This window comes from Thalassospira lucentensis (assembly GCF_032921865.1).
Taxonomy (GTDB): domain Bacteria; phylum Pseudomonadota; class Alphaproteobacteria; order Rhodospirillales; family Thalassospiraceae; genus Thalassospira; species Thalassospira lucentensis_A.
On the sequence record NZ_CP136684.1, the window covers coordinates 45,177 to 60,340 of the forward strand.

The window sequence follows — 15,164 nt, forward strand, 5'->3', positions numbered from 1 at the left end:
TTAGATATCCTTTTGTCTGTCTTCCGGCTTGGGATTACTCGGCAGCCTGCCGCATCGGGTTAAGCGGATGTTCCGGCCAGGTCATGTAAGGCTTGTCAGTTTTGACCGGCTCCATGGTGATGCAATCAGGCACCGGACAAATGTGATAGCAAAGGTTGCAACCAACACATTCCTCGTCGATGACAACAAACTCACGGTGTCCGTCTTCCTTCACATTCATCGCAATCGCCTGATGTGATGTATCCTCGCACGCGATATGACAACGACCACATTCGATACAATTGTCGGGGTTGATCACCGCCTTGGTATCGAAATTCATGTTAAGCTCGTTCCAGTTCGCGACCTGCGGCACGGCCGCACGCGTGAACTGTTCGACACTGGTGTACCCCTTGTCATCCATCCACTGGCTCATGCCATCGATCAGATCATCGACAACGCGGAAACCATAAATCATTGCAGCCGTGCAGACCTGCACCGCGTTTGACCCCAACGCCATGAATTCAACGGCGTCTTTCCATGTGGTAATCCCACCGATGCCGGAAATATGCAGATCGCGGGTTTCCGGCGTGCGGGCAATTTCGGCCACCATGTTAAGGGCAATCGGCTTTACCGCCGATCCGCAATAACCGCCATGCGTACCCTTGCCATCAACCATCGGTTCGGGAACCATGCTGTCAAGATCGACCGAAATGATCGAGTTAACGGTGTTAATAAGCGACACGGCATCCGCCCCGCCTTTTAACGCGGCCTCTGCCGACCACAGGATATTGGTGATGTTTGGCGTCAGTTTGGTAAAGACCGGAATATCAACCGCATCCTTGACCCAGCGGGTGACCTGTTCGACCATTTCAGGCACCTGCCCGATCGCCGATCCCATGCCGCGTTCGCACATGCCGTGCGGGCAACCAAGGTTAAGCTCGATGCCATGCACACCACTTTCGGCAATCTGCTGTGCCAAATCCTTCCACGCCCGTTCTTCAATCGGGGCCATCATCGATCCGATGATCACATGGTCGGGATATTCTTTACGGCATTCACGGATTTCCTGAAGGTTGACCGAAAGCGGCCGGTCGGAAATCAGTTCGATATTGTTGATACCAAGCAAACGGCGGTTCTGATCATGATGGGCACCATAGCGCGACGATACGTTAACCACTGGCGGATCAATCCCCAGCGTCTTCCACACAACCCCGCCCCATCCGGCCTGAAATGCGCGAACAACGTTGTATTTCTTGTCGGTCGGCGGTGCGGAGGCCAGCCAGAACGGGTTGAGTGAATCAATCCCGGCAATTTTGCAGCTTAGATCAGCCATTTTCTTTCTCCCTTTCTGGCTTATGCGGTTTTAAGGAACGCATCGATGGCAATCGCGGCCTGTTTGCCGTCTTCAACCGACTGAACTGTCAGGTCCTCGCCACTTTTGATGCAATCCCCACCGGCAAAGATGCCAGAGGCGGTTGTCTGGTAATTTTCATCGACCACGATCTTGCCCCCGGCAATTTCCATTCCGGCAAGGTCATCTGTTTTGATTCTCTGCCCGATGGCCTTCAGTATCTGATCGGCGCGGATTTCAAACTTCTCGCCGGTACCGACAAGCTTGCCGTCCCGAAGTTCCGTTTTCTCGAACTCCATGCCGATGAGTTTACCATTTGCCTTGATCGCAATCGGCTTGGCCCAGTGGCGCACAATCACTCCATTGATCTTGGCCAATTCCTGTTCATATTCGGTCGCCGACATATGTTCGGCCCCACGGCGATAGACCAATGTGACTTCGTCGGCACCAAGGCGTTTGGCCTGAATGGCGGCATCAACTGCAGTGTTGCCACCACCAATCACGATCACATTATTGCCAACCGGCATATCGGATTTCGGTTCGGTCTGACGAAGCTGCTCGATAAAGGCAATCGCATCATCTACACCGTCAAATGCCTCGCCCGGCAGGCCAAGTTCGTTGGTCGCACCAAGCCCCACACCGACAAAAACGGCGTCATATCCGTCACGCAAAGCCCCAAGCGTAATGTCACGGCCAAGCGCCTTGCCATATTCGATCCGGATGCCGCCGATGCCCAAAAGGAATTCAACCTCGCGCTGGGCGAAATCATTGGTCATTTTGTAAGCCGCAAGACCATATTCATTCAACCCGCCCGGCTTCGCCTTGGCTTCGAACACCGTGACATCATGGCCCAGCATCGCCGCCCGATGTGCGCACGAAAGCCCCGCTGGACCAGCGCCGACCACAGCAATCTGCTTGCCAGTCGAAGGTGCACGTTTGAATGGATGGGGCAAATCAGCTCGCGCCATCAGATGATCAACCGCAAAACGTTGCAGGCTACCGATTTCGACGGCGACATCTTCGGACACATTACGCACACAGGCCTGTTCGCACAGCACTTCCGTCGGGCAGGCACGTGCACAGGTGCCACCCATGATGTTGGCCGACAGGATGGTTTTTGCCGCCCCGTCCGGGTTGCCGGTGCTGATTTTGCGGATAAAGCCCGGAATATCAATTGATGTCGGGCATGCTGTAACGCATGGCGCGTCATAGCAATACAGGCAGCGATTGCTTTCGGCCATGGCCTGCAAGGTGGAATAGGCCGGATGCAGATCGGAAAATCCGTCATCGGTATCATTATGGCCGATATGACCCGGGCCATGGATCGCACCTGATTTCGAAACTTGCTTGCCCTGCAAGATGGTCATGTTTTGTCTCCCTGCCAAAAAGGCGTCCTCTCCTGGCGTCAGCGAGAGACAAACAAGAATGGCATCCTCAAAAGACCAGTCGCGCAGGAAGCCGCAAAGGGCTTCGGATGGATTTATGGCGTATGTGGACGGGCGGGCCCGACCAACTCTGGATCTTCTATCAATGACATTCTTGGCGTATCCGTCCGGCTTACCGCCGAACTGTTTCCCAGTATTTGATCTGCCGCGCTTTTATGGGGTTCGGGTTATTCCCGGTTGATAGCACGTACAGATGCCTCTCTCTGACCAATACAGCATGTCCAATCCTGATCATTTGGTCAAGATTAAAAATGCAGGTTATTAAACTTGCAGTTTTATCCTGCATTTCTGTCGCTTTTGCGCTTTCGTCGCCAGAAAACCAGAAGGCTATAACGAATAGCTGTCCTTGACTGCTTCCATCACAACAAAGGTCGATGTGTGCGACACATATGGCAGTTCGGAAATCTTCTCGCCCAGCACACGGCGATAATCACCAATATCACGGCTGCGCACCTTGATCAGGTAGTCAAACGCCCCCGCGATCATGTGGCATTGCTCGATTTCAGGCACGTCCCGCACGGCCTTGTTGAATGCATTAAGCGCCTCGGTCTTGGTATCGGTCAGGATCACCTGAACAAACGCAATATGGCTGGCCCCCATTTTTTCCGGATGAAGGATCGCCCGATAACCAAGGATGTGTTCACTTTCTTCCAGCCGTCGCAGACGCAGGGCACAGGGTGTTTTCGATAGTCCGACGCGATGCGCCAGATCCGTAACCGTAATCCGGCCATTCACAGCAACTTCGCACAGAACCGCCAGATCAATCTTGTCCAAAACACCCATTTGGCACCTCTAATGCAATTAAATGTCCTATTAAAACTAAAATAATAAGTGAAATTACCCATCAATCAAATCAACTTTGGGAAAAACCACCTGTCATAAAGTCGTATCATTAACCAACGGCAGCAAACCGCTGGCCCGGGTCGCACAGACATCAACGACCAGTGGATGTCGGCAAGACCGGATCAAGTCCGGCGTAACGGGAGTGGAAAACCGACAACGAACAACTATCGCAAAAAGGGACTTCACCATGTCACAGACACCATCCGTGAAGCCGATCCTGATTGGCTATGACGGGACAGAGGCAGCAGACCGCGCGGTTCAATTTACCGCCAACCGGGCCGCCACCGAAGGATGCCCGGTACATGTCATCTATGTTCTGGAATGGTCGCCATACAGCTTTCTGTCGGCCCAGGAACTTGAAGAACGCCATCAACGCCGAACCGAAGAACTTTCCCGTGCCGAGGCCACCCTTGCCCCGGCACTTCGTGTTTTTACCGACCGCAATATCCCAATGACCTACGAGGTCAGATACGGCCATTCCGGCGAACTGATCTGCCAGATCGCCAAGGAAAAGAAAGCCACACAGATCGTCCTTGGCCGAAAGGGCGGCACAGCCCTTGGCGCGCGATTACTGGGCAGCCTTGCCCTGACACTGGTTCAGGCCAGTCCCGTGCCCGTTACCGTGGTGCCCTGAACACCACCGGGTTTGCAGTCAAAAACATAAAACAATCAAAATCGGAGAGTTCTCATGTCTTGCCAGTACAGAGTCCCGGCGTGGGCCGCGGGCATAACGGCGACTATTTTCCCCTTCATGGCGATGGCGCAGGAAGGGTCGCTTGACCAGCGCATCAACGAAACCGTTGCGCCGATCTCAAATGTCATTGCCGGTACAATTTTCTATTCCGTCCCCATCGCGGGGAATGATTTCCCGCTGATCGTCGGCTGGCTTGTAATTGCCGCCGCTATTTTCACGCTTTATTTCGGCTTCGTGCAATTCCGCAAATTCGGCCATGCGATTGCATTGGTGAAAGGTGATTATTCACATCCCGATGACGCGGGCGAAGTTTCGCATTTTCAGGCATTGGCAACAGCCCTGTCAGGTACCGTTGGCCTTGGCAATATTGCCGGTGTTGCCGTCGCGGTTTCCATCGGCGGACCGGGGGCGACATTCTGGATGATTCTTGCCGGTTTGATGGGCATGGCGTCGAAATTCACCGAATGCACATTAGGGGTCAAATATCGCAATGAATATCCCGATGGGCGCGTATCGGGCGGGCCTATGTATTACCTGTCCAAAGGATTGGCCGAAAAAGGCAAACCCGGATTGGGCAAGGCGCTCGCCATCCTCTTTTCGATCTGCTGCATCGGTGGTGCCGTTGGCGGCGGCAACATGTTTCAGGCCAATCAGGCCTTCCAGCAGGTCGTCAATGTTACCGGTGGTGAAAACAGCTTCCTTGCCGGAAGCGGCTGGCTATTCGGCCTGATCATGGCCGTCATCGTTGGCTCGGTCATCATTGGCGGCATCAAATCGATTGCCAAGGTCACCGAAAAAATCGTGCCTTTCATGGCGGTGATTTATGTAACCGCCGGGCTGGTTATTATCATCAGCAATATCGACATGGTCGGTCAGGCGTTTAGCGACATTTTCGTCGGGGCCTTTACCGGGGCCGGTGTGGCCGGTGGCGTTGTCGGGGCCTTGATCCAGGGCTTCAAACGTGCAGCCTTTTCCAACGAGGCCGGTATTGGTTCGGCTGCCATCGCCCATTCGGCAGTTCGCACCAAGGAACCGGTGACAGAAGGTTATGTCGCCCTGCTTGAACCGTTTATCGATACTGTTGTGATCTGCACCATGACCGCCCTTGTCATTACCATCAGCGGCGAACTCAATTCCGGCCTGACCGGTGTTGAACTGACATCGGCGGCATTTGCATCAGCCTTTACATGGTTTCCTCTGGTACTGGCACTTGCCGTGGTCCTGTTTGCCTTTTCAACCATGCTGTCATGGTCCTATTACGGCCTGAAAGCCTGGACCTATCTTGTGGGAGAAGGCAAAGGCAAGGAGATCATCTTCAAGCTGTTCTTCTGCCTGTGTGTCATTGTGGGTGCGAGCATGAGCCTCGGTCCCGTAATTGACTTCTCGGATTCCATGATCTTTGCCATGGCCATTCCGAACGTCATTGGCCTTTATCTGCTGATGTCGGTCGTACGCGGCGAAGTGAACCAATACTGGGCCAAAATCGACCGCGGCGAAATCCGCAAAGTCGACAAATCTGCTGCTGCCGAAGCAGAAGCCTGACCCACGATCAAACCAAAAGCCCCCTGCCTTTTGCGCAGGGGGCTTGATTTGGCCTATTCCATAACTTCCATATGCCCGTCACGAGACGGCGCCTTGCGCTTTGGCCCCTGCATCAAAAGCAGCAAGGGCACCACTGCAATCACGATCCACATCATCGCCTGAAAATCATTCAGATAGGCAACCGTATTGGCCTGTGCGGTCACAACCTGATTAAGGGTGACTGCACCGGTCGCACTCTGCCAGTCCCAAGTTTCGGGCAGCCACGGGCTTTGCAACGCCATCCGGAATGGCGTCAGGGTCGCAGCGAGGCTTGCATGCATTACCTGCGTATTCTGCGTCAGCATCGTGGTCATCACTGAAATGCCGATGCTTGATCCTATATTGCGCATCAGGCTGAACATCGCCGTACCTTCGGTACGATAATGCAGATCAAGGGTGGCAAAGGTAATCGTGCTGAGCGGCACGAAAATAAACCCAAGCCCGACCCCCTGAATGGTCCCGGTGCGGATGATCGTGAATTCGCTGACCTCGGTCGTAAAGCCCATCATCTGGTAAAGTGACAAGGCTGTCATGAACAGGCCAAACAGGATCAGAAGCCGGATATCGATTTTGCCGATCAACCGCCCGACAAGCATCATGGCGATCATCGTGCCAACCCCGCGCGGCGCAAGCAGCATCCCTGCCGTCACCACCGGATATCCCATCAGATTTTGCAAGAACGGCGGCAATAATGCCAATGTCGCAAGCAACACCACACCGACGATAAAGATAAAGAACAACCCGATAACAAAGTTCCGGTCCGCAAACAGCCCCGGCTCCAGAAACGGATTTCTGGCCGTAAACATATGCACGATGAACATATAAAGGCACACCGCCGCCAAGGCCGTTTCAATCAGGATTTCCGACGACGAAAACCAGTTCTGGCTTTCCCCGCGATCAAGCATCATCTGCAACGCGCCAATCGAAAGGCTCAGCAACGCAAAACCGAACCAGTCAAATGAAAGCCCCTTTCGTTTATCGGTTTCGGGCACAAAGGCCATGATCCCGCCAAGGGCCAAAAGACCAACGGGCAGATTGATGTAAAACACCCAGCGCCAATTGTAATACTCGGTCAAATACCCACCCAGTGTCGGTCCAAGGATCGGGCCTAGCATCACACCCATGCCCCACATCGCCATGGCCGAGCCATGCTTTTCCTTGGGGTATGTATCAAGCAAAACTGCCTGCGACAGCGGAACCAACCCGGCACCAAATGCACCTTGCAACAAGCGAAACACAACCATTTCCGGCAGGGAAACAGCCGCCCCGCACAACATGGAGGCAATGGTAAAACCGGTGACAGACACCAGAAACAGCTTCTTGCGACCAAACCGTGACGCCAGAAAGCCCGTCGGGGGCGTCATAATAGCGGCGGCAACGATATAGGATGTCAGCACCCAGGAAATCTGATCCTGTGTGGCGGCCATACTACCCTGCATATGCGGCAGGGCAACGTTTGCAATAGTGGTATCAAGTGCCTGCATGATCGTCGCAAGCATGATCGAAACGGTGGTCAGACCGCGTTCAAGCGGCGTGGTCTCGCTGGCCGCCGTGGCGGCTGCATTCATTGCACGGCCCCTTGGGTACCAGCTTCGGCCTGATTGATCCCGATCCAGCCAAGTGCGACGGCGGCAAAGGCCGGCAGTTCGCGTTTGTGATGGGTATCCACCTCGACCTCGGTGCTCATGCCAGCCCGCAATTCAGGACCGCCATTTTCTATGTCAACGGCGATCCGCACCGGGACCCGTTGCACGACCTTCACCCAGTTGCCCGTCGCATTCTGGGCTGGAATCACCGAAAATTCTGCACCGGTAGCCGGGGCAACCGAATGAACCACACCGTGCCAGACCTTGCCCGGATAGGCATCGACCGAAATCTCGGCTTCCTGTCCCGGTTCAAGATAAGTCAGATCAACTTCCTTGAAATTGGCATCAATCCAGACGGCATCGCTCGAAACAAGGCTCGCCATCGCCTGCCCTGCCTTGGCATAGGCACCTTCTTCGGGTTTGTTGCTGATCACACCGCGGAACGGGGCGGTAATTTCGGTATGGGCAAGATCAAGTTCGGCCTGATCAAGCGCGTATTTGGCCTGCTGATATTGCGGCAAATCCGTAATCGGTGTGTCGTAATTTCCGCCGAGCTTCGCCAATGTGGTTTTCATCGCCCGTTGATCAAGGACGATGCGCTGCTTTGCTGCCAAAAGCGCATTTTGGGCTTCATCGAAGGATGCCTGCGACGCGACATTGCTTTTGCGCAATGCCGCCTGCCGGTCATATTTCTTTTTGGCAAAATCCAGATTGATCTTCGCCAGTTCAAGACTGCCCTGAAGCTCTTCATAGCTTTGCTTCAGCGCCTCGATCTCCTGCGCAGTGGCGGCAAGGTTGGCATGTGCACGTTCAACTGCAATCTGATAGGGGCGCGGATCAATGCGAAACAAGACGTCTCCCTTTTCCACCCGCTGGTTTTCATGGATCAGGATTTCGCTGATCGGTCCGTCAATCTGCGGACTGATCGCAACCATATCGGCATGGATATAGGCGTTTTCCGTGCCGACAAACCGCCCGCCGGAATAATACCAGTATGCCCCGCCGACAATCACCGCAAGTGGTCCGGCCAGAAGCAATACGGGACGCAACCAGTGTTTCTTGCGTTTGGCAACATTGTGTCCGTTACCGGCAGATGCGCCAGCATTTTCATTTTTCTCGGTCATGATACAGGGCCTTGCTTCAGTCTTTTGACTTTTTCGTTTTGGCAGGGGCGCTTTCGGGCGTTTTCTGTGGCGGTTCGGCCGCCATCAGGTTTTCATGCATCTTTCCAAGAACGGAAATCAGCATTTCCTGCATTTCCGGCGTGATACCGATCATCGCCTCTTCGCGGGCAGATGCCGCAACAACCATGATCCGTTCCAGCAACTCGGTTGCCTTTGCGGTTACATAAAGCTGCACCGCACGACGATCATCGGGGTCCGGACGGCGTTCAACCAGCCCTTCCTCAACCAGCTTGTCGATCAGACGCGCCGTCGTGATGGGCTGGATTTCGAGCATTTCTGCCAAGGCGACCTGCCGGATGCCTTCCTTGCGCGCGACATAGGCCATGGCCTGCATCTGCGCCTGCGTCAGGCCGAAATCACCAGCATGACGCATGAAATTACGCCGCATCAGGCGGGTCACGTCCTTCATCAGGAAGCCGATATTCTGTTTTGGATCGCTAAAAGACGCCAATGGGTGCCTCTGCCAAAGTAGATTGGTTGATATATAGTAAGTAATATATATTAAATTCACAAATGACCACAAGTCATATAATTTCACATCCCTTATGCAAGCCATTCATGGCTGCCGGCCATCGGGTCTGCTTTGCAATTACTGTGAAATGTGCGATTTTGATCGGCAAGCGTTGTGCGATTGTGATATGACACGCGCAAATTCACCGCCGGATCATTGAATTCCGACGGACAGAGAGATTCCCGTACCCAAAAGAAAAGACCCGCAAGTGATGAGTAATCAATCGCGTCGTTCCGAATTGCTGATGCCCGCTGGCTCGCTCGAAAAACTGAAAGTCGCCGTCCTTTATGGGGCTGACGCGGTTTATATGGGCACGCCGGACCTGTCGCTTCGGGTCAAAAGCCAGATGTCGCTTGAAGATGTGGTCGAAGGGATCGAATTTGCCCATGAACATGGCGTTCGCGTTTATCTGACGCTGAACCTGTTCTCGCATAACAAGGATATCGACAAGCTACCGGAATATGTCGACACCGTGCGCAAGGTCCGCCCGGACGGGCTGATCGTTGCCGATCCCGGTGTTTTCATGTTTGTCCGTGAACATGCCCCGGAACTTGACCTGCATGTTTCGACACAGGCCAATGTCTGTTCGTGGCAGTCGGTCAAATTCTGGCAAAGCATCGGCGCCAAACTGGTCGTTCTGGGACGCGAGGTTTCCTACGAGGAACTGACCGAAATCCGCGCCAAATGCCAGGACATCAAGATCGAGGCCTTCGTGCATGGCTCGATGTGCATGACCTATTCCGGGCGCTGCCTGTTGTCGAACTTCATGGCCGAACGCGGCGCCAATCAGGGGGCATGTGCCAATTCGTGCCGCTGGAAATACAAAGTCCACATGAAGCTCAAGGACGGCACGATCAAGGAACTCAAACTGACCGAGGAAAACCTCGAAATGTTTGACTTCTTCCTTGAAGAAGACATGCGCCCGGGCGAGCTGATGGAAATTCAGGAAGACGAACGTGGTTCCTACATCCTGAATTCGCGCGATCTTTGCATCATGCCGAAGCTTGAAGATTACCTGAAAATAGGTGTCGACAGCCTCAAGGTCGAAGGCCGCGGCAAAAGCCCCTATTACGCAGGGTTGGTGGCACGTGCCTATCGCATGGCAATTGATGACTGGTACAAGGACCCGGAAAACTGGTCTGCCGAAGAATATATGAAGGAACTGGCGACCATCCCGAACCGTGGCTATACGCTGGCGTTCCATGATGGCCGTCTGACCAATTATGCACATGGCTATGACAGCAATACCAATGTGTCCGATTGGGAATTTGCCGGGATGATCGAGGAAGTCGAAGACGATGCCTTCATTATGTCGGTCAAAAACCGCATGCTGCCCGGTGACGTCATTGAAATCGTCCCACCGCGTTCACGCCAGACCATTTTCATCCGCATGTATGAATTCATTGATGCTGCCACCGGTAAGGTCGGCGAAGCGGTTCATGCCAACACCCATCCGCGCATCCGTCTTCCATTCTCCCTGTTTGAACAGGAAGATCCGGAATTCCTGAAGCGTGAAATCCTGCCGATGACCATCGTGCGCAAGGAAAAGGCCCTGTCCGAAGACGAATGGCAACGCCTGAAACTTGATCAGGAAGGCCACAAGATCGAGATGGGCAAAGGCAATGAAGAACGCTATGACGCCAAACGCGAAGCGCTTCAGACCGCCCTTGATGACCGCCAGAAAGAACGGTCTTTCCGCACACCTCGCGTCGGCACCAAAGGATGCTGCGGCCGTGGCTGTAACGGCTGCCTGATCTTCTGGCACGATGAAAGCTACGCCAAAGCCCGCGAAATCCTTGCCAAACGCAAACAGGGGGAAATGCTGGAAAAAGACGGCAAGACGATTGCCGCTGAATAGGCATTCACAAAGCCCGGATACAGAAACGGCAGCCCAATGTGGCTGCCGTTTTCTTTTGGGCTACTTGATGGCCTTTTCGGCCTGTTGCTCCAGCTTGTCGATCCGGCGTAGTCCGAACCAGCCAAGCCCGAGAAACACAATCAGCAGGATCGGACTAAGCAGCGTCAGATTGCGTTCCAGCAGTTCCGACATCCCCTCGCCCAAGATATATCCAAGTGCAAAGAACGACCCGATCCAAATCAGGATCGATGCGATACTCAGCGGCAGAAACCGCATGAACGACATCGAGCTCATTCCGACCGGAAACACACTGATAGAGCGGATGGTGTTGGGATAGCGACAGAGCATGATATAGGCGACGCCATAATGCTCAAACAGGCGCATGGTCTTGCCCAGCCACTTCGCAAATGACTCTGGCAGCTTTCTGACAATCGCATCGCCATATTTTCGTCCCAGCCAGAACCTCACCATGTCCCCGACAAATGCGCCGGAAATCATCGCGATCATGGATGGCCCGATCAGAAGACTTTCGGACACGACAAAGATGCCGACAAAAACCGGCAGGATGCTGGCCTTGCTCACGCAATAGGTAAAGATCAGGCTATAGACCAGTTGCTGGTGATCCTGAATCCAAAGATTGATTGTTTCAAACACGTCCGCACTCACCTGCCTGTCCGAAAGATAAAAAGTGTTCTAGATCAGGCTGGCCCCATAAGCGAGTGTGCCGCTTCACACCCTGAATATTATTACGCCATCTCAAACCGGATCGGTTGCGCCCCCTCCCAAAGCGTCATCTTGCCGAGCTTTTCAAGGTCATCAAAATTGCTGGTGATCGTGATGAAATGGTTGCCAGCAAGCTGGCCGACTTTCGATGCGAAATGAACACCGCCATAGGCCAACAGGATTTCGGTTTCGCTGATACCGCCGGGATACAGGATGATCTGGCCCGGTGCCGGGAAACTGGTGTGGTTTTCATAACCAACGCCGAACTGATAATCGCCAAGCGGCATCCATACACCCTCGCCGCTCCAGCGGACATGCACCGCCTTGCTTTCAAACGGCATGCGATCCATGAATGCCTTGCAGGTTTGCGGCGCCTTGTCGACTTCAAGCACACCATCAAAGGTGAACGGGCCTGCGGTGATTTTAATCTTGGTCATCATAAATCCATTCAAACAAACATCATGATCCAGCCCCACGCAAACGCAAGGCTGATCAGGGTAACCGGGATGCCGACCCGGGCATAATCGCCAAAGCCGATGGTAATACCGGCGGCACGGGCCTGTTCGATCGCAATGATATTGGCGACCGAACCGACAATTAAAAAGTTGCCCGACAATGTGCTGAAAACTGCAAGTCCGTGCAACAGTTCCGGCGTCCATTCCGGGCCAAGAGACAGCAACATCATTACCAGCGGCACATTGCCAATCGTGTTACTTCCCACAAGCGAAAGGGTGGCCAGCACCGCCGGGTTATCAATCCGAAGCCCTGAAAGCGCATCGCGGAAAAAGTTAGCAATCGCATCATCCCCGGCCATTGCCCCGGAAACAATGAACAACCCACAAAACAGGGCCAGCAAATGCCAGTCGACCCGCCCCAGCACCTGATCAGTACCAAGCCTTCGGCTAAGCAACAGCACAGCCACAATCAGCAATGACCAAAGGGCGCGGTCTTCGACAAAGATAAAGATCGCAATTACCGCAATTGTCGCTGTCACTGCTTTGATCAGCATCGGGCGGTCAAGCTTGATCGGGCCGCCTTCGTCCAGTGCCGAGCCATCTGGCACCGGATCAAACGCGGCCCGCGTCATCGGACCATAGGCGATCACGCCATAGACAATCAAAAGTCCAATCAGGGCAGGCACACCGCACGCAAGAAGGAAGGCTGTGAAATCAAGTTGCCCGAATTCGGCAATCATAAGGTTCTGCGGATTACCAATCAGGGTCGCGGCCGATCCGGCATTGGCTGCACATGCAACGGCAATCACATAGGGACGCGGATCAAGACGGCGCGCCATCACGCCCTGTATCAGGATCGGCGTCACCGCCCAGACGACAACATCGTTGGTCATCACCGCCGACAGGCCGCCGCAAATTGCAATTACCCCCGCCAGAAGCCCGCGCGGGGTCAAATCAAGATGGGTGATCCGGTTGCCGATCCAGTCAAAGAAACCGCTGGCAGCATATTGCGATGACAACACCATCAATGTCAGCAAAACCGAAAGTGTCGCGAAATCGACCGATGCGAGTGCCGCGTCCCCGTCAACCGCCCCGCTTAGCAGCAGCACAAGCGCCCCGATCAGCGCAATCCCCGTGCGATTGATCGCAAGCCCCGGCCAACGCCCCAGCGCCATGCCGATATAGACCCCGCCAAATACGGCAACAACCAGCCAATCCAATCCGTGCCATCCTGTTTAAATTCGGCGCACAATAGCCGCCTGTTATTTATCGCTACTCTGGTAATCGGACGCGGTCAATCTCATCTCGGGCACCCTGCGGGATATGCACAAATTGCAATGCCCCATGTTGAAATCCGATAAATCACGTTCTTGCCAATCCAAAAACCGGCCATTCGCGCCATTTTGTGCGAAGCAACATGAATTGTTCGACGTTTCTGCGGTTGTCTCATGACAAAACGCCATAAAATTTCACTTGCACGCGAGGTTCAACAGGCGTACATCGCGACTTGCCCAAAGTCGCACGTGCCTGTGGTGGTCCTGCTAGATGGAACCCGTAGGACTTACTTAAAGCAACGACGGTGTAGGGCTTTTTTGGTCTCAGGTGGTTGTCCAAATACCACCGACACTGAAGAGGCACACCATCATTGCCCTACGTGCGGACGGGAAACTCCCATCCATAGCGAGGCAAAAAGTTTCGCAAGTTCCGGTAGGCACCGGAGCTTATCAGCCTGTCGGTAGTCCGCGTTACTGCGCCTCCACCGCGCCTAAACGCATCAGGTACCGCAAGCTGCCATATCGTGGAATGGGAGAACGCCCCAATGGCAACGCAGCGTATTATCGATTTTCTCGCCCAGAACCGACCGGAAGGTCCGTGCCTGGTTGTCGACCTTGACGTAGTTCAGCGCAACTACGAAACCTTCACCCGTGCCCTGCCGGATTCCCGTGTTTTCTATGCGGTCAAGGCAAACCCGGCACCGGAAGTGCTCAGCCTGCTTGCCGATCTTGGCAGCAACTTCGACACTGCATCCGTGCCTGAAATCGAAATGGCGATGGCCGCAGGTGCAAGCCCGGAGCGTATTTCGTTTGGCAACACCATCAAAAAGGAACGCGACATTGCGCGTGCCTATGCGCTGGGTGTTCGCCTGTTCGCCGTTGATTGCGTAGAAGAAGTCGAAAAGATTGCCCGTGTCGCCCCGGCTTCGCGTGTATTCTGCCGCATCCTGACCGATGGCGAAGGTGCCGAATGGCCGCTGTCGCGCAAATTCGGTTGCGCGCCGAGCATGGCACTTGAAGTTCTTCAGCATGCCCATCACATGGGTCTGGACGCATACGGCGTTTCCTTCCATGTCGGATCGCAGCAATGCAATCTTGATGCCTGGAACACAGCCCTTGCAGAAGCCTCGTCGATTTTCCGCACCCTTGCCGAAAAGGGCATTGTCCTTCGCATGGTCAATATGGGTGGCGGTTTCCCGACCCGTTATCTGCGCGACGTTCCGGCAACCGAAGCATACGGTGCCGCAATCATCGACGCGCTTCACACACATTTCGGCAACCACATGCCCGAAACCATCATCGAACCGGGCCGTGGCATGGTTGGTGATGCCGGTGTGATCAAAGCCGAAGTCGTTCTGATTTCGCGTAAACATGCCGATGATCCGGTACGTTGGGTTTACCTCGATATCGGTAAATTCGGCGGCCTTGCCGAAACCATGGACGAAGCAATCCGTTATCCGATCACCACGATCCATGACGGCGGCGATGTTGCACCGTGCGTTCTTGCCGGTCCGACATGTGATTCGGCCGACGTGCTTTACGAAAAGAAACCCTATGATCTGCCGATTGCGCTGACCATCGGTGACGAGGTTCTGATCGAAGCAACCGGTGCCTATACCACCACTTATGCCTCGGTGGCGTTCAACGGTTTCGCACCGCTGACCGCCTATGTGATCTAGG

13 protein-coding genes are annotated in these 15,164 nt (G+C 54.2%); 4 read left to right on the top strand and 9 right to left on the bottom strand.

The annotated features are described in order from the left end of the window. Positions 1-34: 34 nt before the first annotated feature. From preA to R1T41_RS01070, 3 genes are all read right to left on the bottom strand, one after another. A complete protein-coding gene (gene preA, locus R1T41_RS01060; protein WP_114122803.1) occupies positions 35-1,312 on the bottom strand; it encodes an NAD-dependent dihydropyrimidine dehydrogenase subunit PreA in 1,278 nt (425 codons plus the stop codon). Between the two features lie 20 nt (positions 1,313-1,332). Continuing rightward, complete coding sequence (locus R1T41_RS01065; RefSeq protein WP_317339340.1) at positions 1,333-2,697, bottom strand: NAD(P)-dependent oxidoreductase; 1,365 nt, start codon at positions 2,695-2,697, stop codon at positions 1,333-1,335. A 405-nt stretch (positions 2,698-3,102) separates the two neighbouring features. Next, positions 3,103-3,558 carry an Lrp/AsnC ligand binding domain-containing protein gene (locus tag R1T41_RS01070; RefSeq protein ID WP_317339341.1) on the bottom strand — a complete coding sequence of 152 codons (456 nt, stop codon included), beginning with the start codon at positions 3,556-3,558 and terminating at the stop codon, positions 3,103-3,105. Between the two features lie 247 nt (positions 3,559-3,805). Between R1T41_RS01070 and R1T41_RS01075 the strand changes: the two genes are divergently transcribed. Continuing rightward, positions 3,806-4,252, top strand: a complete 447-nt coding sequence (locus R1T41_RS01075) for a universal stress protein (RefSeq protein ID WP_317339342.1) — start codon at positions 3,806-3,808, stop codon at positions 4,250-4,252. A 54-nt stretch (positions 4,253-4,306) separates the two neighbouring features. After that, complete coding sequence (locus tag R1T41_RS01080) at positions 4,307-5,854, top strand: alanine/glycine:cation symporter family protein (RefSeq protein WP_317339343.1); 1,548 nt, start codon at positions 4,307-4,309, stop codon at positions 5,852-5,854. Positions 5,855-5,907: 53 nt separating this feature from the next. On the opposite strand, the gene R1T41_RS01085 is transcribed toward R1T41_RS01080, so the two are convergent. Genes R1T41_RS01085 through R1T41_RS01095 form a run of 3 tightly spaced genes read right to left on the bottom strand, consistent with a single transcriptional unit; the run spans position 5,908 to position 9,114 of the window. After that, positions 5,908-7,461 (bottom strand): DHA2 family efflux MFS transporter permease subunit, encoded by a 1,554-nt coding sequence (locus R1T41_RS01085; protein ID WP_317339344.1) that lies wholly within the window; start codon positions 7,459-7,461, stop codon positions 5,908-5,910. After that, positions 7,458-8,603, bottom strand: a complete 1,146-nt coding sequence (locus R1T41_RS01090) for an HlyD family secretion protein (protein WP_317339345.1) — start codon at positions 8,601-8,603, stop codon at positions 7,458-7,460. The genes R1T41_RS01085 and R1T41_RS01090 overlap by 4 nt, the downstream gene beginning before the upstream one ends. Positions 8,604-8,619: 16 nt before the next feature. Beyond that, positions 8,620-9,114, bottom strand: a complete 495-nt coding sequence (locus tag R1T41_RS01095; RefSeq protein ID WP_317339346.1) for a MarR family transcriptional regulator — start codon at positions 9,112-9,114, stop codon at positions 8,620-8,622. Between the two features lie 271 nt (positions 9,115-9,385). Here R1T41_RS01095 and R1T41_RS01100 point away from each other — a divergent pair, with 271 nt between their 5' ends. Then, positions 9,386-11,032: a U32 family peptidase gene (locus R1T41_RS01100; protein ID WP_317339348.1), complete on the top strand. Its 1,647-nt coding sequence runs from the start codon at positions 9,386-9,388 to the stop codon at positions 11,030-11,032. A 60-nt stretch (positions 11,033-11,092) separates the two neighbouring features. Here the strand turns inward: R1T41_RS01100 and R1T41_RS01105 are convergent, their stop codons facing one another. From R1T41_RS01105 to R1T41_RS01115, 3 genes are all read right to left on the bottom strand, one after another. After that, entirely contained in the window at positions 11,093-11,698 is a 606-nt protein-coding gene (locus R1T41_RS01105) for a DedA family protein (RefSeq protein ID WP_317339349.1), read from the bottom strand. A gap of 80 nt (positions 11,699-11,778) precedes the next feature. After that, positions 11,779-12,195 (bottom strand): DUF3830 family protein, encoded by a 417-nt coding sequence (locus tag R1T41_RS01110; protein WP_317339351.1) that lies wholly within the window; start codon positions 12,193-12,195, stop codon positions 11,779-11,781. Between the two features lie 8 nt (positions 12,196-12,203). Continuing rightward, the gene (locus tag R1T41_RS01115) at positions 12,204-13,430 is read right to left on the bottom strand and encodes an SLC13 family permease (protein ID WP_317339352.1); all 1,227 of its coding nucleotides are present in this window, start codon (positions 13,428-13,430) and stop codon (positions 12,204-12,206) included. 599 nt (positions 13,431-14,029) lie between these two features. Here R1T41_RS01115 and R1T41_RS01120 point away from each other — a divergent pair. Then, positions 14,030-15,163, top strand: coding sequence for a type III PLP-dependent enzyme (locus R1T41_RS01120; protein WP_062950811.1), 1,134 nt, complete (start codon positions 14,030-14,032; stop codon positions 15,161-15,163). Position 15,164: the final 1 nt, after the last annotated feature.